The organism is Ruegeria profundi, from assembly GCF_049800715.1.
Taxonomy (GTDB): Bacteria; Pseudomonadota; Alphaproteobacteria; order Rhodobacterales; family Rhodobacteraceae; genus Ruegeria; species Ruegeria profundi_A.
In genome coordinates this window covers 20,721-43,107 of record NZ_JBNAFO010000020.1, presented here as the reverse complement: position 1 = coordinate 43,107, position 22,387 = coordinate 20,721, and the positions used below count along the sequence as shown (strand labels likewise).

The following is a 22,387-nucleotide window of genomic DNA, read 5'->3' as shown; positions in this document are numbered from 1 at the left end:
TGTCCGTTGTCAGGGGTTTTGGGACGGATGGCGGCGTGATCTAAGAGAGTATCTGTCTCATCTGGTTAGATTGATTATGCGGCGGTTTTGCGGTGAAGCAAGCGCCGGGTTTCGATAGTCTTTCGTTTGATCCTTTCTCGTTGTTTTAGAATGGTCTGCCCGCGTCCGAAGTAGACATCAGCGGGCGTGAGGTTTTGCAGGCTCTCGTGATAACGCCGGTGATTGTAGTGCTCGACGAAGGCGTCAATCTGCTGCGTGAGATCACCGGGCAGATAGTAGTTTTCCAACAGGATGCGGTTCTTGAGCGTCTGGTGCCAGCGCTCGATCTTTCCCTGAGTTTGCGGATGGTATGGTGCCCCTCGAACATGATCCATTTTCTGATCTTCCAGCCATTCGGCAAGCTCACCAGAGATGTAACTGGACCCGTTGTCGCTGAGCAGACGTGGCTTGTGCAGCACCGTTGCCTGATCACAGCCTGAGGCGTGCAGGGCGAGGTCCAGTGTGTCGGTCACATCCTCGGTCTTCATCGTCGTGCAAAGCTTCCAGGCGATGATGTAGCGGCTGTAATCGTCCAGGATCGTGCTGAGATAGAACCAGCCCCAGCCGATCACCTTGAGATAGGTAAAATCGGTCTGCCAGAGTTGGTTCGGTCGTGTTGTCTTGTCCTGGAACTCGTCTGCGGCTGACAAAACCACATAGGCTGGGCTGGTGATCAGATCGTAAGACTTGAGGATGCGGTAGACCGAAGCCTCTGACACAAAGTACTTTTCTGTGTCAGTGAAGCGAACAGCCAATTCACGCGGGGAAAGCTCACTTTCCTTCAGAGCCAGATCCTTGATCTTCTCGCGCACTGGCGTGGGAATGCGGTTCCAGACCCGTGACGGCGTGGGTCTACGATCTTCAAGCGCCTCGGGGCCGCCGACGAGATATCGGTCGTACCAGCGATAGAAGGTGGTCTTCGGAATGCCCAGCTTCTCCAAAGTGCGCTTGGTCGGCAGATGCGATTGCTCAACCAAGCGGATGACTTCCAGTTTTTCGGATGCGGGATATCTCATGCGTCGTCGTCCCCATCCGCGATCATGCTTTTTTTGAGCAACCGCAGTTCAAGAGCCTGTTCGGCAACCACCTCCTTCAGATCACGGGCTTCCCGTCTCAGATCCTTCACTTCGGTGGAAGTTGCCGCGCGGGCCGTGTCGCCTGCCAGACGTTTCTTGCCGGCCTCCAGAAATTCCTTGGACCAGCTGTAATAAAGGCTCTGCGCGATGACCTCACGACGGCACAGCTCTGCAATGCTGTCCTCGCCTTTTAGGCCGTCCAGCACGATCCTGATCTTCTCTTCTGCGGAATACTGTTTGCGGGTCGCACGGCGAATGTCCTTTACGACCTTCTCACCGTGGCTCTGCTTGGTTCCGGGTTTCTTTCTCATCTCCACTCCTTGGCGGTTACGATGAGCCAGAAACCCTCTCTTATCAAATCGACCTAAACTGTCCCATTGGCGCTGACGTCAGACAATCGTCGTGCAAGCCGCTCGCGAGGTTTGCCGGGACAATTTCTTTCCCTTCGTTTGGCGTGTGTTTGGCACGCTGCACCAGGGAACTGACCGCAGCTTTGATCCGGCCTGGCATGTGCGGGCCATGTGCCATGAGTTGGACAATGTCCGTCGAGGCGAAAACAAGCGACTGATCATCAACATCCCGCCACGTTGCCTGAAATCGGTCACCGTGGCCGTTGCATATGTCGCTTATCTTCTCGGTCATAACCCCAGCGCCAAGATCATCGTTGCCAGCTATGGGTTGGATCTGGCGCGCAAACATTCCGAAGATTGTCGTCGGATCATGTCTGCGCGCTGGTACCGGGAAATGTTCCCTGAAACGGTCTTGGCTAAAAAGGGCAACACCTCAGAAGAAATCCGCACCACAAAGGGAGGCAGCCGTAAGGCTGTCTCCATTGGAAGTTCTGTCACCGGTCATGGCGCCGATTACATCATCATCGATGACCTGCTGAAAGCCGGAGATGCCGGCTCCGAAGCCGAGCTGGTCAAGGCGCAGGAGTTCATTGAGGGGACCTTGTTGTCGCGCTTCGACAATCCGGCCGAAGGGCGTGTGGTTATGGTTGCGCAACGGTTGCACGAGATGGATCCGCCGGGTTATCTGCTCGAACGCGGGACCTACCGGCATCTGAATCTGCCTGCCATCGCAGAAGGCCATGAGGTGGTTCCTCTTGGGCGTGGAAGGGTCATGCGCCGCAAACCGGGTGATCTCCTGTGCCCGTCCCGTTTGGATCAGCAAACGCTGGATACCAAGCGTCGCGAAATGGGCGCGGCCGTGTTCAATTGCCAGTATCAGCAGAACCCCATTGCTCCCGACGGGTCGCCCTTGCGCTGGGAGTGGTTTGGCACCTACGAGACCATCGAAGATCGCCGCTGGTTCCAACTGGTGGTTCAGAGCTGGGATACGGGCATGTCGGCAGACCCCCGGTCTGATTTCTCTGTCTGTACAACCTGGGGGTTCCGCGAAAATGCGTGGCATCTTATCGACGTCTGGCGCGGGCAGGTAGACTACCCAGACCTGAAAGCCAAGGCACTGCAACTTGTCGGCCGTTGGGATCCCGATCGTGTCCTGATCGAAGATGCGGCCTCCGGCAAACCTCTTTTGGACGAATTGTTTCGTGATGACCGTCGGCGCTACGAACGCATTAAACCCGACAAGGACAAGGAAACCCGGTTCCAGTCCGCTTGCGGTCCTGTCGAAGAGGGCAAGGTTTATCTGCCTGCAGATGCACCCTGGCTGCCGGTATTCAAACGGGAGCTTCAGTCCTTTCCACGCGGACGCAACGACGATCAGGTCGACAGCTTTGCCCACTTTCTGAACTGGTCCAAGGGACCGGGCTTCTACCGGGCATTGGGCCGCGACCACCGGATCAACATCGAACGTCGGGAGCGTAATCGAGAGAGGGTCAGGCGACGGTAGGATCTCGGAGTTGAGCTTGAAAACTCGTTGAATAGTACTGGGAGGGCCGATGTCGGACCAATCCTGAGAGCGGCCCCAATGACCGCTCGCAACCACAAACCGGTCTAATCGCTAATGCCGTCGGATGACGGCTTTGAGCCCTTCCCGACCGATGCAGCTTTTGTCACGAACGGGCAGAATGCCGACCTTACGGACCTTCGCTGCGGGCACGAGAAGTCAGAGTTCGCAGAAACCAAGGCGGTCAAGATGGGCGGCAAGCGGGAGTTCGCTGCGGATAGCATGGAGGTCTCCTTTCCCATCGATTGCTCCCCGCGAAGGGCTCGCCGGTTCATGCATCTCTTCGGCATTACCATTGGCGACCGAGGTTCCAAGAGATTGCGGTAGTCGAGAAGTCGCAGCGGGGTCAGGCTAATCTGCAGGCGCTCCGGCAATTTGGGCCTCTTGTGCCTCCTTATTGCGCCAATCTTTCGGGGATATGCCGAAGTTCCGCGTGAAGGCTCGGGTGAGTGCCGATGTTTCGGACAAGCCGACCAATTGGGCGATCTCCTTGATCGAATGATCAGATGTGGTGAGCAGTTCGGAGGCCTTTTCCATCCGCAGCCGGTTGATCACCTTGGACGCCGTTGTTCCGTAGGAGGACAAGCGCTTGTTCAGCACCTTGGTGGTGATGCTGCACATCCGGGCGGCCTCGCTCACCGTCAGCGCCGGATCGGACAGCCTTGATCGCACGAGAATTTCGAAGCCTTCGAGGTAGTCCAGGGGCACATCGACCTGAACCGGTTCTTCGATATCATTGTCGTGGTTCACGAGGAGTTCGGGGTTGATTGGAAGCGACAGCCAGGCCGCCGGAAAGCGGATGGAGAATCCCCTGTTGTTGCACTTGATGCCCCGCACGCCATGAAACTGCTCCGGCAGCAGGGTCGGATCGCAGAGGCGCAGAACAACCTGGGTTGGATCCCATCGGAAATCGAGAACACGGTGCAGCAGGGAGATCCAGATCCCGACGAGAAAGGCGTCCGAATGGCCCGGCGACACCTCGGGTTCGAAATTGCGACTGGTGGTGAAGTAGGCGTGTTCCTCCTCGATCAGGAGCCGGAAGGACACCGCGTTGCTTTCCTTCGAGACGATCTGGGTGAACCGGGTGAAGAAATCGCCAAGGGTCACCGACTGGCCGAGGAGCGCCCCACGCGGCAGGAACTTCAACAGGTCTGTCTGTTGTCCCGCCAAGGCGCAGATATCCGGCCGGGTGATGTCGGCGATGGAGGCCAGCGCCGCATAGACCGTGTCATGCGGGATGAACTCGGCCGGGTTCAGGACCTGTTCCTCGCTCAATCCATGCAGCCCGAGCGCAAAGGCCGGATCCGCATCGAGCCGCCGCATCATCGCTACGACGGGGCCGAGGACCGTAGCACGTACGAGGGACAAACCGTCCTTTTGTTCTCCTTGCGGCATCCACATCACCCTTTCGCTCTCCGACACGCTACGGGCGCGGGCGCCTGACGGCCAAGCAGAAATTGGCTGAAATTGACCGGATCGGGTCAGAAAAATGCACCACGGGATCAGCGGGTCAAAAGAATCTCGGGGCACATGTGCATAGTGGGAGGATCGGTCCGCAGGAAGACCGACCCCTGGGAGGACACCGAATGACAACACTCAACCTGAAGGCGTTGCTGCCGGCCATGTCAATGGCAATTGCGCTCACGACGCCTGCCATTGCGCAGGATATCCCCAACATTCCCTCGGAGGTCACGCTGTTCAAGAACGTGATGGTCTTCGACGGGGTGAATGACGGCTTGAAAGATGTCGACGTGCTCGTCGTCAAGAACAAGATTCACAAGATTGCAGAGGACATTCCCGAATCCGGCACGTGGGAAGTCGAAGTTCGAACGGGCGGAAGCAAGCGCCTGCCCGATCCTGTTGGCGGTATCGACGGCTATTCTTTCACCATCCAGACCGAACGCGGTATCGAGACCAAAGAGGTCGAGGTCAATGTGATCGACGGCGGCGGACGCACCTTGATGCCGGGACTGATCGACAGCCATGTGCATGTGAATATGTACAAGGATGGCACGATCCCGGGCCTTCAGGACACGACATGGGAGGAGATCGGCGCACGTTCTGCGGCCTTTGCGCAGGAAATGCTGGCGATGGGCTTCACAACCGTGCGCGACATGTGCGGTGCACATGGTGGACTTCGTGCGGTAATCGACGAGGGTTCGCTTCCGGGCCCGCGGATATACTCGTCCGGCGCCTGCCTCAGCCAGACCGGTGGTCATGGCGACTGGGGGATCGCCGGGCAACGCAAGAACGAAAGCAATCTTGAACGGCTGGAGATCACGCGGCTTGTCGACGGCCCTGCCGAAGTGCTCCACGGCGCGCGGCGGAACTTTGCGCTTGGGGCCAACTACCTCAAGATCATGGTCAGTGGTGGTGTGACCTCCATCAAGGACCCGATCTACCAGTCCGCCTTTACAGACGAAGAAATCGCCGCTGCCGTCGAGGTGGCCGGGGACATGGATTCCTATGTCGCCATGCATGTCTTCATGGATAGCGACCTGTCGCGCGCGCTCGATCTCGGGGTCAAAGTGGTGGATCACGGCCTGACCATAACGGAACCGACGATGCAGAAGCTGGTAGAGAAGGAAGCGTTCTTCTCGCCCAACCTGACCGCGTTGGCGCCCGAGGCGCTTGAGCATCCGATGCACCAGGACCCGACCTTCCCGCCGACGGCGAAGTTCCTCTGGTTGCGGAAAAACAGCGAGCAGTTGTTTGATCTGGTGCGGAAGTACAAGCCGAAGATGGTGTTCGATTCCGACTACGTGCTGCTGACCGGTGTGCCGTACCGGCAGTCGATGGACTTCACCAAGGCTTTCATGGCGCGTGAGTTCGGCAACCTCTGGGCCTTGCAGATGATGACCTCGAATGGCGGCGAACTGGCCGCACTGACGGGACGCGGAAACCCCTATCCCGAAGGCAAGCTCGGCGTGATCGAGGAAGGTGCCTATGCCGATATCCTCATCGTTGACGGAAACCCGCTCGAAGACATCACTGCCATCGGCGCTGTCGATACATGGTTCGATGCCGAGCCACGCGGGCAGGACGTGCCGAGCATTCGCGTCATCATGAAGGACGGCAAGTTCTACAAGAACACGTTGAACTGAACTTTCGGCGGGGCGCTGGCTCCGCCGTCAACATTGCGGAAGGGCAAACTTATGAAGCATCTTTTCAAGTCCACATTGCTGGCGGGCGTGGTGTCGCTCGCTGCCGGCATGTCCTCTGCGCAGGACGAAGCGCTGCCGCAGACCCTGTTCACCAATGTCCATGTTTTTGACGGCGTGAACGAGGCGCGGATCGAAAACGCCAGCGTTCTGGTCGAAGGCAACCTGATCAAGGAAATTTCGACGGACGGGATCGAAGCGCCCAACGCAACCATGATTGACGGCGGCGGGCGCACGCTCATGCCGGGGATGCATGACCAGCACGTGCATTTGCTGGTGTTCAACCCGCTCAGTGACGGGTTGCGCCAGAACATCACGCCCTTCCATCTTGGTGGCGTTGCAACGATCCGGTCCGAGCGCATCCTGATGAACGGGTTCACGACGGTTCGTGACCTCGGCGGACCGGCAAAGTCCATCGCGCGGATCATCGATACCGGTATGTTCCCCGGCCCGAGGATCTATTCCTCGGAGGCCTTCATCACGCAGACATCGGGCCATGCCGATTTCCGCAAGCTGAACGACCGGCATCCAACCCTGTCGGGGCAAGGCCCATCGCATTGGGTCGACACGGACATGAGCTTCATCGCGGATGGCCCGGAGCAGATCCGCATGGCGGTGCGCGAGAACCTGCGGCGCGGGGCAACCCAGATCAAGGTCATGGTCAGCGGTGGGGTCACGTCCGAGTTCGACCCGCTGCATTCGCTTCAGTACCAGGCGGACGAGATCCAGATGGCGGTCAAGACCGCCGAGCAATGGGGCACCTACGTCACCTGCCACGTGTTCACCGAGCAGGCGATCCGCAACTGTATCGACAACGGTGCAAAGACCGTTGAGCACATCCCGTTCCTGACCAAGGAGGCCGCCGAGATCATGGTCGAAAAGCAGATCATGTTCGCGACGGCGGTAGCCCCGGTCTACTCGGTGACGACCGAACAGGCGGAAGCCTTCTACACGCCAGCCTCGTTCGCCAAATGGAAGAGTGTCCGTGACGCCGCCGCCAACATGATCGAGGTGATCCAGACGACACCGGGCATGATCGACCTCTACACTCTGGGCACCGATCTCATCAACAACTGGGACCAGACGCTTGAGCAGGACAAGAAGATGAACGACGAGTTCAAATACCTGCACGAGGCCAAGTTCAAACCCTTCGACATTCTGCGCATGGCCACATCGAACGGCGCCCGCATGAACCGGCTTACGGGCTTGAACAATCCGTATCAAGACGGCCCGCTCGGCGTGGTCGAGGAAGGCGCTTACGCGGATCTCCTGCTGGTCGATGGCAACCCGCTCGAAGACATCCTTCTTCTGGCCGATCCTGATCCCAACCTGAAGGTCATCATGAAGGACGGCGTGATCTACAAGAACACGCTGGACTGAGGAGAGCGCGGGGCGGTCTCCCTCGTCCGCCCCGCGTTTTTTTGCCCGACGCAATCATCCCGGAAGGACTGACCGTGAAACACCTCACTCTTGCCACTCTCATGGCCCTCTGCAGTTCGATGGCGGTTGCTCAGGAGTGCGACGTCGCGCTTCTCAACGGCCGCGTCATGGACCCGGAAACCAATCTTGATGCCGTGCGCAATGTCTGCGTGACCGGCGACAGGATCACCGCGATCACCGAAGATGCCTTGACGGGCAAGCGCGAGATCGACGTTTCCGGGCATGTAGTCGCGCCGGGATTCATCAACACCCATTCGCATTCCTTTGGCGGCTTCGATCAGAAGATGATGGCCCATGATGGCACGACGACGATCCTCGATACCGAGAGCGGCGTGGCGGATGCCGACCTGTTCTACGACAAGTACGAGGGCAATTCCTTTCTCAACTTCGGTTCCGGGATGGGGCACGAGGAGATCCGGCGTGTCGTGATGGATGGGGTTTCAGTCGAGCTGGCATCCGATCCGACCTACATCCTCAAGTCACGCGGTGCAGCCGAGGAAGAAGACGGACATGCCAGCTGGGCGCTGGATATTCCGACTGCGGATCAGCTCGTCGAAGTCATGACCATGTATGAAAAGGGTCTTCGCGCCGGGGCGATCACCGTCAACACGACGGTGGGATACATGGGATACAACACCTATCCGAAGGAGATTTTCGCGCTTCAGAAAATGGCGAAGAAGTATGACCGCTTCTTTGGCGCCCATACCCGTTTCGGTCCGACCGAGAGCCTGCCGCTCTACTATTCCCTGGGCGCAAACGAGGTGATCGCAAACGCCGTTGCGCTCGACGGGGCCCTGATCCTTTCCCACATCCAGAACCAGGGGTGGGAAGAAATCTACGAGCTTGCGCGCCGCCTGCAAATGCGCGGAATGACCATCTTCGCGGAATACTACCCGGCCATCACCGGCAATCCGAACATCGCGACACCGCAACTGCTGCCGGACAAGATCGAGGCGAACAATATCGTTCCGACCCGCGATATCTTCGATACCAGCACCGGCGAACTCTACGAGTCCGACGAGGAGTTCTTACGGCAGCAGAAGGAGGATCCGAGCAAGCCGATTTTCATCACAGTCCGCCCCGAAGCAGACCTGGAGCGCTGGATCCACATGAAGGATATTGCGATCGCCAACGACATCGTCGGCTTCACCGTCGATGGCGAACCGCTGCCGATCGAGGCCGATTTCACGGAGTACGGGGGGCACCCGCGCAATGCCGGCACCTATGGCATCGTGTTCCGCGAGGCCCGTGAACAGGGCATCGCGCTGATGGAGATGGTGAACAACGCCTCCTACATTCCCGCGAAGTACTTTTCCAAGGTGGGCCTGAAGGCGATGCAGGAACGCGGCCGGATGCAGGAAGGCATGATCGCGGATATCACGATCTTCGACCCCGACACGATCACCGAAACATCATCGATGAAGAAGGGCATGAACGGCTCCTTCACCAAGGGAATCCCCTACGTTCTGGTGAGCGGGCAGGTCATTATCGACGACGGTGTCGCTAATATCGACCTGCGGCCCGGGCAGCCGATCCGTTACCCGGTCATCGAAGGGGGCGAGATCGATCTGGACCTCGGGGACAAGGAATTCACCTGGCACGCCGACATCGAAACGCCAGAGGATGAGCATTCCGAGTTCCCGCTCCGCCCTGCCGAGCTGGAACACTCCATTCCCGGAGCTCCGGGGCATTGAACCCACAAGAACGGTCAGGGCAGCCATGCTGTACTGACCACAACATCGAAGCAATTCCGGGTGGCAAGATGAACAGGATCCTTCTTTCGACAGCCCTTTGCGTCTCTGCGACAGTTGCAGCGGCGCAGGACACAAAAGACATGCGCACCTTCCTGTTTATCGGCGCATCCAACAGCGCCGCCTGGGAGATGCAGATCGCCAATCCCGGGGACCGCGCGGCCTCGGTGAAGGGTGGGATCGAGGCGCTCGGCGGCGAGCTTTTGAGCTACTATTGGGGGCTTGGGAACGGGAAGAACTACATCACCGTCGCCCTGCCGGACGACCCCACCTTCATCCAGGCCTTCTATGTCAGCCGTCTCGGTGACGGGTTGCTGGAGGATTACCAGATGATCGAGTTGATGAGCAGCGCCGACATGGCCGAAGCCCTCGCCCGTGTGCCGGAGATCAAGGCGCAGGACGATCTCAAGTAACCGGACTGCACACTCGGGACGATCCAGAAGGGAACATCAAATGAACTTCAGCCCTGTGTGTGTCGGCGGAGTCGTATTATGCAAATAGTTGCCATTGGCCTGCTGTCCGCCTTCTTTCTCTTCGCCAGTTCGATCAAGATCCTTGGCTGGCAGAAGCTCATCTTCGAAACGCAACTGGCGATGTTCGTCAAATACGGGCTGAACCGTCAGATCATGGCGCTTGTCGGTGGTGTCGAGCTTTTCGGGGCGGTGGCGATCTGGTTTCAAGGCAGCTTGCTCGGGCCGCTCGGGGCCGCTGCCCTTCTGGGCACGTCGCTTGGCGCAATCGGTTGTCATCTGATCTGGGACACTTGGAAAGACGGTGTGCCTGCCATGATCACGGCTACGCTTTCGGCCTTCGTCCTCTGGACGGGCCGGGATGTCGTACTGGCGATACTTGCATGAGCGGGCCGAAGAAGAATCAAGAGCAACAAGAGAGACCTCATATGGGACAGGCAAGGCTTCTCGGTACGGTCATCGTCGCTGGCTTCTGGTTATCAACCGGAGCCTTGGCGCAGGAAAGCCGGCCAACGTCCGCCCTGGAGGCCGCCGCAGCGGTCTCGCTCGGTGGCCCGGCATCCACGCAGGCCCAACTGGAACAAGACCGAGTGCGGCGGTTGCAGGACTCTCGCTGGCCGGGGCTGGATGCGGCATTGGACCCCTTGGAGGCATCGCGGCAACGCTTTGCCGAACGCACCGGCCTGAACCTCTCCTTCGACTACCAGGCCTATTACCAGTCCGCGACCGAGAGCCTGACCGATATCGACGAGGCCGCCTTGGGCCAGGCGCGCATTCTGGGCCAGTGGACGCTGCTCAATCGCGGCGGCGAAAATCCCGGGCAATTGGTCTTCACATTGGAGAACCGCCATCTGCTCGGCACGGACATCGCGCCAAGCGGGCTTGCCGGGGAAATCGGCTATGCGGGCGTCACCGCAACGACATTCAGTGACACCGACACGACCCTCTCCGTCGCCTACTGGTCCCAGACGCTCGCTGGCGGGAAGGCCGGTTTCGTGGCCGGCCGGATCGATCCGGGAGACTACTCGGACATCCTCGGCTACGTGAACCCACGCACGACTTTCTCCAATTTCTCGATCCTGTTCAGCCCGGTCCTGCCGATCCCCGATCCCGGCTTCGGCATTGCGGGGGGCGGTTTCCTGACCGACCAGATCTATGCCCTCGGTGTCCTGTCGGATGCAAACGGCTCGCTGACCGATGTCGAGTGGTTTCCCGGTGGCCCCGAGTTCTACAAATACGCCGAGATCGGATGGACGCCCGAACGCTCGAAGCGCTTTCTAACCAACGTTCACCTCGGGGTATTTCACGTCGATGAACGCACCGAGGCAGGCGTGCCGGAGAGCTACGGGGCGATCCTGTCTGCCAACCACACGATCAACGAGGAATTCATGATCTACGGACGCCTCGGCTGGTCGGAGGGTGAGGCGCCGATCGCCCGACGCGCAGCCAACGCTGGACTTCTATGGCGGCCGGGCCTCTATGACGACCTCTTTGGGTTTGGCGCGACCGTTGCGGACCCGGTAGATGAAACGCTCGACACCCAGACCACAATGGAGGCCTTCTATCGGTTGGACCTGTCGGACAATGTCGCCCTGACGGCGGACGTCCAGCACATGATCAACCCGGGCTTCAACGATCAGGACACGACCGTTTTCGGCTTGAGGCTGCGGATCAATCTTTGACCTGAGTAGCGGCGGATAGAATGCCGTCTGGTTGGGAGTGTCGTGCCTGCGCCGGAACGGCCCATGCAGCCATCGCGGCCAAGGAGGCGACCCCTTGGATGATTGGCATTGCGTCAGGCGAAAGTCTTGACGGCAGAACAACCGTCGAATTTGGCTTGTTGCTCTGCAATGTCAGCCATTCCAATGAAGCTGTCGGATGCTCTCAAGCGGGGGCATGGCGGTTCGCTTAGATCTTTCCACAGAAGGCGGCCACGGAGGTCGCCACCGTCAGAAAGGTTGGAACCGATGACAAACACCCTCAAGAACACCGTATTCGCCGCCCTTGCCGCCTCACTCGCCCTCGCTGCCCCGATGGCCGCCAATGCCGGTGACATCGGTGAGAAAGCCCTCAAGGGCGCTGTGGCCGGCGCCGTGCTGACCGAAATCACCGGCGGCGACGCCAAGGACGGCCTGGCCCTCGGCGCAGCCGCCGGTGCGCTCGGTGGCAAGATCGCCGAAGACCGGGATCGTCAAGATCGCAAGGACGATCGCAAGAAGGGTGGCAACAAGCACAAGCGCTGATCCCGCAACAAGACAACCGGAACGGTTTACCCCTTCCAACCGACGCTGGAGAGATCCGGCATCTGCTTCAAACCCGTTAGGCCTCATGCCTGCCGGGTTTGTTGCGTCAGGGTGGTTCAGGAAGACGGAGAAACGTGAAAGTGCGGGCCTATGATCCGAGCAGTCCGGCCTCTACTCAGATCGTTCGCCCTATGCCAGGGGCGCTTCTGTTGCTGGCTGCTCCCTGAAGTCGCTGGGGGGCTGTCCGTACCATCTTCGGAATGCCGTGCTGAAGGTACTGGCGTCGCTATATCCGAGAAGATAGGCGATCTCGGTGAGCGGAAGCGTGCTGTTGAGCAGATAGTCCCGGGCCAGAGCCTTTCGCAGATTGGCGACGACCGCTGCGAAGCTCGTGCCCTCGTCGGTCAGTCGGCGGGCCAGCGTTCGGGCGCTCATCCCAAGTTCCGCCGCAATTGCGTCCTGCTGGGCCGTGCCGGCTGCAAGACGCGCCGTGATCTGCCTCTCAACAACCCGGGCCACACTGTTGGGTGTCTGCGGCATCCGAGCCAGCGTGTTCTCGCAAATGACCGAAAGCGTCCGCTGCAAGTTGTCGTCGGCCGTCAACAGCGGCACATCCATATCAGCCGCCTTGAAGGCAATGCTGTTCTCCGCGGCACCAAACAGGACATTGCAGCCAAAGAACCTGTCGAGGGCCTCGGTGCCGGTCAGCCGCTGATGCGCGAACCGAACATGCGTCGGACGGATTTGCCGATTGGAGTAGTCCCGCAGGGCGAAGACCGTGCCAACGGCTCCAAACTCGGCATATTGCCCGGTCGGAATGCTTGCTGGCACATCGTAGTGCCAGGTCAGCCGGGTGGTTTCCGGGCCTTCTTCCATGGCCGTCTTGCTCGCGTCACCGATCACGCGCTGAAAACGGGTGATGTTTCGAAGGTAACCGCCAACGGTAGGTGCCGAAACGCCGACATAGGCGAGCAACCCGGCCTTCCTGACCAGGTCCGGCGACTGTGCCAGGCGGTATCCGACAAGGTCGTCCCTGGTCAAAGCGCTCGCCTTTTCAAACAACCAGGCAGTCTTGTCGAAGGACCAGCGAGCATCCGGGTCTTCGAGTTGAGATCTGGTTATCCCGAACTCCTTTCGGATATCCCGCTCGGAAAGGCCTGTTTTCTTCAACTCACCGACAATGATCTGTCCCCAGATTGCGCTGTGTTTTGGAATCTCGGATTTCATTTCTGGTCCGTAGTCTCGGTGTCTGACGTGTTGCGCCACGTTAAGGCCCGTCTGACCTTCTTGCCAGTTGCCAAAGCCAACGTTCGAACAACGCAACGCCCGTTTCGTTCAATACCCGCAGTGCCTTTCACACACTCGCCACCAAGGTAGGCGCGACGTCGGTCGCGAGTAACTCGAGATCCGTGCGGTGTGACACACCGAGTAGCGGCGCACATCGTCCGGGTTGGGCAGCTTGCTCGTTCGCTGTGGCTTTCGAAGCCGCCATTCTCGGCGCGCTACTTAAAAGTCCGCTCTGGGCCGTTCACGAGGGTCTGAGATCGTGCTGCGCTTGCGAAGTGCGGTGCTCGACCAACGACCGCAATGCGCAGATAGCGGCCGTATAGGGGCGCAAGGCGAACGGCGGGAAAGTCCGCAATGCGGACATTCAGCGGAATTAACCGAAAGTCTGCTTCGAGCCCAATGCAACAAATGCTGCAGATTGCACAAATGTCCGCATCTGATGTTTCGGTAGAGCGAATTCAAATATTTACGCGCATGCCAGATTTGGTGCGATCCATAGCAACAAAAGTTTGAAACTTCCGGATGTTTTCATTCGGAAAGAAAAGACGCTGAGTCAGGTCTTCATACTCAGACATGTCTCCAACTATCACGATCAAAATGAAATCCACTTCTCCTGTGACATAGTAACACTGTTGGATTTCGGGCGCTTCTTGGAAGCTACGCTTTACTTCATCAATTCGGCCTGCAGTTTCTGCCTGTAATTCAACCTCCACGACTATGGTTAGTGGCAGTCCGACGGCCTTTGGGTCGATCTGGGCGACTTGAGCAGAGATGATACCTTTGCTCTCCATCCGTTTGATCCGCCGTTGCACAGAAGCGGTCGAAAGATTTACAGCCTCGCCGATCTGGCGCTGTGGCTGCGTGCAATCTTGCTGCAAAAGTTTGAGAATCGCCAGATCAAAGGCGTCTAGTCCTGATGATGAATACTCTCGTGCCATAGCTTGAATATGCAAATTTTTATCGCCAGTCGCTAAACAATAGAGCCTTTTTCCCGAAAATTGTGAAGTATTTTTGCGGTCAAGCACAGAAAGGACTTCCGATGCTCAAGCAATATGAAACCGCAAAAACCGACTTCGTAACCGCTCAGCCAAGGTTTGGGTCTGAAGTCATTGAAATTCTTTCTCGAACCAGCTTTGACGAGGCCGAGGACGAAATCACGGCCTGGGAGGGATACAAACCTACACCTATTTTTGACCTTACCGGACTTGCTGGCATTCTGGGCCTCAAGGCTGTCTGTTACAAACATGAAGGCCCACGTTTCGGACTTGGTAGCTTCAAGGCCTTGGGCGGAGCCTATGCAGTGCTGCGCAGCATTCAGCGCGAATTGTCGGATGCTGAAGGGCGCAAGATCACTGTCGAAGAGATCCGGAATGGGCACTTTGCGTCTCAGATATCTGAAATGACCATCATATCTGCGACCGATGGCAATCACGGGCGATCTGTCGCCTGGGGTGCACAAAGGTTTGGGGCGAAATGTCGAATCTACATCCATGCAGAAGTAAGTCCATTTCGTTCTGATGCGATGCAAAAATTGGGGGCGAAAGTCATTCGGATCAACGGGGACTATGACGCGACGGTCGCGCAAACTCGTATTGATGCAGAGGAGTTCGGCTGGACAATTGTGTCCGATACGTCATGGCCAGGGTATTGTCTGGCCCCCGTAGACGTTATGGCAGGATATGGAGTGATGGCACGAGAGATTGTGCGAAAGCTATCGGAACCACCGACGCATTTGTTCCTTCAAGGGGGCGTAGGCGGTCTTGCAGCGGCCGTGATTGCAACCTTTCATCAAGAATGGGGCAATGCTGCGCCACGCAGCATCGTCGTTGAGCCCGAGCTGGCACCATGCCTGTTTGCAAGTGCCAAGGCAGGGGCGCCGACATCTGTAAAAATCGAAGAAGAGACACTGATGGCAGGGCTGTCATGCGGTGAACCTTCTCAGATCGCCTGGAAAATTCTGGAAAATTCCGTTTATGGCTTCATAACAATACCCGAAACTCTGGTCGCACCGGCTGTACGAATGCTCGCAAATGGGCAAAGTGGGGACTGCCGAATTGAAGTCGGCGAGAGTGCTGTGGCGGGCTTGATTGGTTTGATCTGTGGCGCAACAAATCCCTCTTTACGAGATAAGATGAAGCTAGACTGCGAGAGTCGCGTGATGATTATTGGCTCCGAAGGTGTAACTGACCCAAGCTTGTTCCAAGCTATTATGGCGGATCAAGATTGATCGCTTGACTTGGTGAGCGCGACACAAGTCTGCGAACTGTCGATCCTGTAGACAGCGGTCATTGGGTTCTCAGGATGCAATGGCCGCTTTGTCCGCAGAGCAGTCATTCAGACGGAACGCAGCGAACGACCGCTCTGAGCCCAAAGGCGACTTAGGCTATGGGCGCAGCATCTGTCGTTTTGGGCGGGAAGCAGACCTTCGCTGCACCGTTCATCGAGGTCCGCAGAATGGAGCTAAGCAGGCGTTGGTAAGGCTCGGAGACGGCCTATGAGGTGCGCCAAGCGTGACGCCAGTGGTAGAACGGCTGGATCCAAGCATGTCAAAAACAAACTTTCTGCACCCTTGTTAGTCAAAAGAGATAGTGTGAGGCTTCAAGTGGTATAGCTGCATTTGGGGGATCGTATTTTGAGCCTCGTCTACCTGTGGGCATTTCTCGTCGCGCTTGCGCAGGTGTCTTTAGCCTTCGGAGTCACTGTGCATGCCGTTCTGAGAAAGCGCGATACGCGCGCGGTGATTGGCTGGTCAGCTCTTGCTTGGCTTGCGCCGTTTGTTGGCTCGTTGGCGTACATCATACTGGGCGTCAATCGGATCAACCGGGCTGGCACACGGATGGGCCTGTCAGACACCATGCGCCGAATTCCAGGTTTCTCTTTCTCGGAAAGTGAGAGAGTGTTGTTTGAAGAGGCTAATATCCAACTACCTCACTTGGCCGGATTAGCCCGTGCCGGGGAAGCTCTTAGCGCAAAGCCACTCTTGCCGGGAAACACGGTCGATTGCCTGCAAGATGGTGATGAGGCCTTTCCGGAGATGATCGCTGCCATAGATAGTGCCAAATTATCGGTTGGATTGTTGAGCTATATTTTTGACAGCGACCGAGCAGGAGAAGAATTCTTGAATGCGCTCGTCCGCGCCAAGGATCGCGGCGTGGTAGTGCGCGTTCTTATCGACTGCGTTGGCGCGCGCTACAGCAAAGAAAATATGGTTACTCGTTTGGAAGAGGTGGGCATTGAAGCCGCGAGTTTTCTTCCTACGAGCGGGTTCTCCTCACGCCGCTTTTCAAACCTCAGAAATCACAGAAAAATCCTTGTTGTGGATGGCTACATTGGCTTCACAGGCGGCACCAATATTCGTGAAGCGCATTGCCTGAACCTCGATCCCGAGGCGCCGACACAATGCCTGCATTTCAAATTCGAGGGACCGGTTGTAAGCCATTTCAAACAAGTGTTTGTCACGGACTGGGCCTTCACTACAGGTGAGCAGTTGAGCGGCCCGGCATGGTTTCCAGAGCTTACCCGCCATGGCACAGTCTGGTCGCGGGGGATTTCGCACGGACCAGACGAGGATTTCGAGACGCTCAGCAAACTCATTTTCGCAGCGCTGTCGGCCGCGCGGGAACGGGTGCGTATTGTCAGCCCTTATTTCCTGCCAGATTCTCGGCTGATAGAAGCGCTTTCAGTGGCGGCGCTCCGTGGCATCAAGGTCGAAATCTACCTGCCATCCAACAACAACGTTAAGGTTGTCGAGTGGGCAGCTATGGGGCAGATTGGGCAAATTTTGGAACATGGTTGCCGGGTTTTCTTCACCAAGCCACCGTTCGATCACACGAAACTCATGCTCGTGGACGACGTTTGGGCTCTTGTTGGAAGCACAAATTGGGATCCCAGAAGCCTGCGATTGAATTTTGAGTTCAATGTTGAATGCTATCATCGAGAGCTGTCGGAAGAACTCCATGCCATACTTGACTCAAAAGCACTTGGCGCTCGAGAAATCAGCCTCGAAGAGATCAATGATCTCCCGCTTTTGGCCAAATTGCGCAACGGTTTCGCCCGGCTACTTTCCCCTTACCTGTAGGCAGCCAAACTTAGCCTTACACCCGAACGTCCAAGCGAGCGGTCTGAGAGGTAGTTCTTTTTTGGTATCCGCAACGCCCTTAAAAACTTGACCCAAAATGGACAATGCAGAGGGTTTGTCCGAAATTGAAAGGGAAGGCTGAACGTCCCTTTGTCTATTTCGCGGTGTTGAAAAGTTGCGCCAACAAGCTCGTGTGGCTATCATCTTGATATGGAATTTATTGTGGGTGGCATAGTTACGGTTGTTCTGGTGATTTGGGGCGCGGCCTCATTTTGGCGAGCGCCCTCAAATGACCAAAAAAAGGAAAAAGACAAAAAGTAGCGGCATCGTCTGCAAGCACTTTGAGCACGCCTCATGGGATGCATCATCATCCAATTCACCAAACAAACGTATTCGCCGACTTTATGGATAGCGTTGCAGCGACGACAGGGTGGACATTGCCCCCTTTCTCAATAGACATTACCCATCGAATACTCGCGACCAGGTCTCCTGATCCAAAAGCGAAACGAGTTGATCACGTGAGTCGATTACCGCGCTTATCGCTCGATCTCTTTCCCGATCCAGTTCACTAAAAATGGCTCTTGTGGACGATGCCGATGCTGATTTGTCCGTGGAACCGAGAATGGCATTGTCCGCAGAACCTTCGACCGTGGCACGGAACCGATCAACGGCAACTTCCAAGTCGCTCACAATTTTCAAGGCCGCGGTCCGGACATCGCTGTCTGCGGGCGAAATAGCCTTATCCAAGGCGGGTCTCAGCGTATTGGGCTCCAGAAATGATGGTGCTAAATCAGACGATCCGTCCAAAAAGAAAGTGACCGCCGTTATCGTCGCAATTACTGGCATATCATAACTCCAAGCTGGCTCCCAAAGCGACTAAGTCTGCCTTTTCGTACAAAATTTCAGCAACTTCCGGCCAGTAGTCTTCCGGGACTGCTGCCTGCAATTGCCCCTGCAATACCAGCAGGTTATCGCGTTGCGAACGGCGTTCGGTGTCATATCTGTCTGAAACAGCTACCAACTTGGAACGTTTTACAGAGCGGTTGGCGGACAACCGGTTGAATTCTTCAATAAAGGCCGCGTGCGCCTGGATCATCAGTGTTGAATTCGCCTCAATCTCCCGGGCGACCTGAACCAGATCTGAGCCATCATAAGAAGGTATCCGTTCCAACGCGTCTGTGAGCTCAGAATTTATGTCGCCGATCGAACTACTGCGGTCGAACGGGGCACAACTTGAGATGCAACAAAGAGAAGCAGCAGCGGCCAGATTGAAAAATCTCGCCTCGACAGAGAGGCATTGCAGGTAGCTGCCATCGTGTTTCCCCCTGATCTGTGATCCACCTATTTTTAGATCGCGTCCTTTGTTGCCGTGCTCACTGAAGACGGCCCAATCTTCAGAAAACACTCAGGTATTCAATACATCCGCGAGCCATGCTGGATAATGAGCCGCGCAAGACTGCCTAAATCTTAATCGTTCCACAATGACATTTAAATGTTAGGATGTGAGGCACTGCTTTTCAGACAATTTTATCAATAGGGGGGAAATACGATGGCACCTAATCGGCGCGACTTCATGAAAACTGTTCCAGCAATTGGGGCCGCGTTTGCGGTAAGTCCTACTTTTTTGTCGGAAGAAGCAGCAGCACAAACCACATCGACAGCCGCGCCATTAGAAGGCCACTTTCACCCTAAAGGAAAAGCACCGTCCGAGCACACGCTCAAAATCCTGGCCGAAGCGAAAGAAACACTGCCTTTCTCAGACACTCAGGACTTTGACGAAGTTGCCAAGGGTTTCATTGCCCAGATGCCGGAGCCACAGATCATGGCGGATGCGGGGAATGTTGCCTGGGACCGGGGTGCATTTGATTTCATCGACGAGCAAGACGAGTACGACAGTATCCACCCGTCATTGATGCGTATCAGCAAGCTGAATCAGAACTATGGTCTGTACGAGGTAATACCCGGCATCTATCAGGTGCGCGGGTTTGATTTGTCCGACATCTCATTCGTGCGCGGCAAAACGGGTTGGATCGCCATTGACCCACTGGTTTCGGCCGAAACGGCGCGAGCCGCATGGGAATTGTTCTCGGAACACAAAGGCGAAGGGTTGCCGATTACAGCCGTGATCTATTCACATTCCCATGGCGATCACTGGGCAGGAGTTCGCGGCATCGTTTCGCAGGAGGACGTCGATTCCGGGAATGTCGAAATCATTGCTCCGCGCGATTTCATGGAACACACAATTTCCGAAAACGTGTTCGCGGGCAACGCAATGAACCGCCGGCTATTTTACCAATATGGTCTGTTGTTGCCCGTGGCCCCGCATGGGTTCGTCAATCAGGGTCTCGGCAAGCGCGTTTCAGCAGGTGCCACTGGCCTGATCGCGCCAACCCGGATTGTCGAGGACGACATCGAAGAGTTCGAAGTCGACGGCGTGCGGATGATCTTCCAGAACACACCTAACACTGAAGCGCCGTCTGAGATGAATACTTACATCCCAGACATGAAGGCCCTGTGGATGGCAGAAAACGTGACGGCCACGTTGCACAACATTTATACATTGCGCGGCGCGCCGGTACGTGATGCCCTTCGATGGTCAAAATACATCTCTCGTGCCCTGTTCCTGTTCGGGCAAGAGGCAGACGTCATGTTCGCTTCGCACCATTGGCCGCGCTGGGGCAATGACCGCGTGCAGCAGGTTCTGAGAGATCAGCGCGACCTTTATGCCCATATGAATAACCAGACCCTGCATCTGGCCAATCAGGGCGTGACGATTAACCAGATACATCACCACTATGAACCGTCACAGGGTTTGCAGCAGACATGGCATACACGTGGCTATCACGGCTCACCTCAGCACAATTCGCGCGGCGTTGTTCAGCGGTTCCTTGGATTCTGGGATTGCAATCCCGCGACCCTGATACCGTTAGAACCAGAAGCTTCCGCTCCGCTCTACGTCGAGATGATGGGCGGCAAAGATCCAATTATGGCCAAGGGTTTGGAACTGCACAATGCAGGGCAATATTTCGAAGCGTCCGAGATTCTGAACAAACTGTTCCTGTCGGATCCATCAGATCAGGAAGTAAAAGATTTGTTAGCCGACGTTTACGAACAGCTTGGCTACCAGCAAGAGAACCCGGGCCTGCGGAACAGCTTCCTGTCCGGTGCCTATGAACTTCGCTCAGGCATCCCCACCGGTGAAACGGCCGACACGTCCAGCCCAGAGGTGATACGCGCGATGTCGACTGAGCTCTTCCTTGATTTCCTTGCGATCAAGATGGACAGCCGCAAGGCCGAAGGCATCGAGTTTACGATGAACCTCAGCACGCCCGACAATGGTGAGATGTTTGCGATCGAACTGGCCAAGGCAACACTCACAAATGTCGAAGGTTTCGCCTTCGATGAGCCAGATCTGACTCTGACCTTGAACCGATCCGATCTGGAACTTGTTATGACCGGAGAGGCTGATTTTGAGGATTTGCTGGCCGACGGTCGCGCGACGGCTGATGGTGACGTCAGCGTTCTGATCAAACTCGCTGGCGCCATGGTTGAGTTCGATCCTCTGTTCGAAGTTTTGCCTGGCACAAGTACCGGTCCAACTGAGGTAGCAGAGGCCGAGCCGTTGCAGGCAGTGACTGGTCAGGTCGTTATCGAATGATGTTTTGCGCGGGTCCCTTCGGACCCGCGTTACCCACTTTTACACTCCAATACGATTTTGACGATGTAATCCAAAACACCCGAGGAGACTTTGATGGCTGATCTTGTTGTTCTTTCATTTGATGGTGTCGACAGTGCAGATGCTGTTTTGACAAAACTACGACAACTCAAAAAACAGGAATTGATCGACCTGCTGGATGCCTGCGTGGTTGTGCGGCCCGAAGAGGGAGACATACACATTAAGCAGTCAGTGAACATGACCCGAATTGGCGCCAGTACCGGCCTGAGCACCGGTGCAATAGTGGGTATGTTGGCTGGTATTCTTGTTCTCAACCCACTCGCGGGCATGGCCGTGGGCGGTTTGGCTGGGGCGGCAATGGGCGCGCTTGGCGGATCCCTTTCCGACTACGGCATCAATGATGATTTCATCAAAGAACTGGGCGAGACCATCCAACCAAATTCATCGACTCTGTTTCTGCTTGTCGCCAAGGCCACACCGGACAAAGTGATCGCCGAGATAGAACAATACGACCCGAAGATACTTCAGACGTCCCTATCGCAGGAACAAGAAGACAAACTTCGCGAAGCACTCGCCGCTGCGCATAGCCAGTAATTTTTTGATTCAGATCGATGGCCAAGCTAAAGCGTGGACGGCCTTCTTCAAATCATAGGGCTTTGGTTGGGAGCACAGCAATATGGCAGAAGAATCAGTTAATTGGCATGACGAAAATTCCGGGCGCGTCGCAGATGCGCTCGTCAAGCTTGGCCAGATTGGTTTCTGGGTTCAACTGGTTTTTTTGATCATTGTCGTTGTACTGGGCGGCGTTGTCCTTGGCGTTGTCGGAGGCGGCGCAGGCGTGGGCAACGTGCTGTCCTTCTTAGGTTTGATCCTGCCCGCTTTCACCACATTTTGGTGTTGGCATTACTTGTCTTTGGGGCGAAAGCTGAAAGAGACTGGAGATGACCCCTCAGCCGCCCGGCTTCAAAGTCGCGTGTGGATCGGCGTTTGGGTCGGCACAATCGGCGCTGTTCTGACAATCGTGTCATTGTTCGGAGCCGCATTTGCGCTTTTGGTCACAATGCTTGCCAACCCTCAAGTCGGCTTGCAGATATCCGCAGCTGAAACCGGTGCCAGCCCCTACACGATTTCGGCGGTTGATGCCGTCAGCATCATGACCCTACTCTTGACGCTGACCGCTGAGCTGCTTGTTGTAGCGATTTCTTTGCGTATCGTTTTCCTGATCTCTCGTTCTCTGGGAGGAGAGGATGCCTGA

General features: G+C 56.6%; 19 protein-coding genes. 13 read left to right on the top strand and 6 right to left on the bottom strand.

Translation table 11 applies throughout. From position 1 onward, the window contains the following. Positions 1-74: 74 nt before the first annotated feature. Positions 75-1,426 (bottom strand): IS3 family transposase gene (locus ACP15L_RS21885; protein ID WP_425084199.1). Its coding sequence is split into 2 segments (ribosomal slippage): positions 75-1,090 and positions 1,090-1,426, totalling 1,353 coding nucleotides; the frame shifts between segments, so codons are not numbered across the junction. Positions 1,427-1,517: 91 nt separating this feature from the next. On the opposite strand from ACP15L_RS21885, the gene terL reads away from it, so the two are divergent. Then, entirely contained in the window at positions 1,518-2,969 is a 1,452-nt protein-coding gene (gene terL / locus ACP15L_RS21880; RefSeq protein WP_425085762.1) for a phage terminase large subunit, read from the top strand. 408 nt (positions 2,970-3,377) lie between these two features. On the opposite strand, the gene ACP15L_RS21875 is transcribed toward terL, so the two are convergent. Further along, a complete protein-coding gene (locus ACP15L_RS21875; RefSeq protein ID WP_170357385.1) occupies positions 3,378-4,421 on the bottom strand; it encodes a helix-turn-helix domain-containing protein in 1,044 nt (347 codons plus the stop codon). 191 nt (positions 4,422-4,612) lie between these two features. Between ACP15L_RS21875 and ACP15L_RS21870 the strand changes: the two genes are divergently transcribed. The 7 genes from ACP15L_RS21870 (at position 4,613) to ACP15L_RS21840 (ending at position 12,091) form a co-directional block, all read left to right on the top strand. Then, complete coding sequence (locus tag ACP15L_RS21870; protein ID WP_170343540.1) at positions 4,613-6,130, top strand: metal-dependent hydrolase family protein; 1,518 nt, start codon at positions 4,613-4,615, stop codon at positions 6,128-6,130. Between the two features lie 51 nt (positions 6,131-6,181). Then, complete coding sequence (locus tag ACP15L_RS21865) at positions 6,182-7,567, top strand: metal-dependent hydrolase family protein (RefSeq protein WP_170342821.1); 1,386 nt, start codon at positions 6,182-6,184, stop codon at positions 7,565-7,567. 74 nt (positions 7,568-7,641) lie between these two features. Continuing rightward, positions 7,642-9,321 carry a hypothetical protein gene (locus ACP15L_RS21860; protein WP_425085761.1) on the top strand — a complete coding sequence of 560 codons (1,680 nt, stop codon included), beginning with the start codon at positions 7,642-7,644 and terminating at the stop codon, positions 9,319-9,321. A 68-nt stretch (positions 9,322-9,389) separates the two neighbouring features. Further along, positions 9,390-9,791, top strand: coding sequence for a hypothetical protein (locus tag ACP15L_RS21855; protein WP_170364433.1), 402 nt, complete (start codon positions 9,390-9,392; stop codon positions 9,789-9,791). A gap of 78 nt (positions 9,792-9,869) precedes the next feature. Continuing rightward, positions 9,870-10,235 (top strand): DoxX family protein, encoded by a 366-nt coding sequence (locus ACP15L_RS21850; RefSeq protein ID WP_170342826.1) that lies wholly within the window; start codon positions 9,870-9,872, stop codon positions 10,233-10,235. A 212-nt stretch (positions 10,236-10,447) separates the two neighbouring features. Beyond that, the gene (locus tag ACP15L_RS21845) at positions 10,448-11,530 is read left to right on the top strand and encodes a carbohydrate porin (protein WP_425085760.1); all 1,083 of its coding nucleotides are present in this window, start codon (positions 10,448-10,450) and stop codon (positions 11,528-11,530) included. 285 nt (positions 11,531-11,815) lie between these two features. Beyond that, the gene (locus ACP15L_RS21840) at positions 11,816-12,091 is read left to right on the top strand and encodes a glycine zipper domain-containing protein (protein WP_170343544.1); all 276 of its coding nucleotides are present in this window, start codon (positions 11,816-11,818) and stop codon (positions 12,089-12,091) included. A gap of 189 nt (positions 12,092-12,280) precedes the next feature. Here ACP15L_RS21840 and ACP15L_RS21835 read toward each other — a convergent pair whose 3' ends face one another. Together ACP15L_RS21835 and ACP15L_RS21830 are read right to left on the bottom strand one after the other, a co-directional pair. Further along, the gene (locus ACP15L_RS21835; protein WP_170342831.1) at positions 12,281-13,318 is read right to left on the bottom strand and encodes an AraC family transcriptional regulator; all 1,038 of its coding nucleotides are present in this window, start codon (positions 13,316-13,318) and stop codon (positions 12,281-12,283) included. 518 nt (positions 13,319-13,836) lie between these two features. Next, on the bottom strand, positions 13,837-14,403 hold the full coding sequence (locus ACP15L_RS21830) for an Lrp/AsnC family transcriptional regulator (protein ID WP_425085759.1): 567 nt from the start codon (positions 14,401-14,403) through the stop codon (positions 13,837-13,839). A 14-nt stretch (positions 14,404-14,417) separates the two neighbouring features. Here ACP15L_RS21830 and ACP15L_RS21825 point away from each other — a divergent pair, with 14 nt between their 5' ends. Beyond that, entirely contained in the window at positions 14,418-15,605 is a 1,188-nt protein-coding gene (locus tag ACP15L_RS21825) for a diaminopropionate ammonia-lyase (RefSeq protein WP_425085758.1), read from the top strand. Positions 15,606-16,010: 405 nt separating this feature from the next. Beyond that, positions 16,011-17,456, top strand: coding sequence for a phospholipase D-like domain-containing protein (locus tag ACP15L_RS21820; protein WP_425085757.1), 1,446 nt, complete (start codon positions 16,011-16,013; stop codon positions 17,454-17,456). A gap of 459 nt (positions 17,457-17,915) precedes the next feature. On the opposite strand, the gene ACP15L_RS21815 is transcribed toward ACP15L_RS21820, so the two are convergent. Both ACP15L_RS21815 and ACP15L_RS21810 read right to left on the bottom strand, forming a co-directional pair. Further along, on the bottom strand, positions 17,916-18,302 hold the full coding sequence (locus ACP15L_RS21815; protein WP_170768924.1) for a hypothetical protein: 387 nt from the start codon (positions 18,300-18,302) through the stop codon (positions 17,916-17,918). Position 18,303: 1 nt separating this feature from the next. Further along, positions 18,304-18,861: a hypothetical protein gene (locus tag ACP15L_RS21810; protein ID WP_425085756.1), complete on the bottom strand. Its 558-nt coding sequence runs from the start codon at positions 18,859-18,861 to the stop codon at positions 18,304-18,306. 168 nt (positions 18,862-19,029) lie between these two features. Here ACP15L_RS21810 and ACP15L_RS21805 point away from each other — a divergent pair, with 168 nt between their 5' ends. The 3 genes from ACP15L_RS21805 to ACP15L_RS21795 all read left to right on the top strand — a co-directional run bounded on the left by ACP15L_RS21805 (position 19,030) and on the right by ACP15L_RS21795 (position 22,387). Then, the gene (locus tag ACP15L_RS21805; protein WP_425085755.1) at positions 19,030-21,114 is read left to right on the top strand and encodes an alkyl/aryl-sulfatase; all 2,085 of its coding nucleotides are present in this window, start codon (positions 19,030-19,032) and stop codon (positions 21,112-21,114) included. 93 nt (positions 21,115-21,207) lie between these two features. Continuing rightward, positions 21,208-21,726 (top strand): DUF1269 domain-containing protein, encoded by a 519-nt coding sequence (locus ACP15L_RS21800; protein WP_425085754.1) that lies wholly within the window; start codon positions 21,208-21,210, stop codon positions 21,724-21,726. An 82-nt stretch (positions 21,727-21,808) separates the two neighbouring features. Further along, positions 21,809-22,387, top strand: coding sequence for a DUF3611 family protein (locus ACP15L_RS21795; RefSeq protein ID WP_170768926.1), 579 nt, complete (start codon positions 21,809-21,811; stop codon positions 22,385-22,387).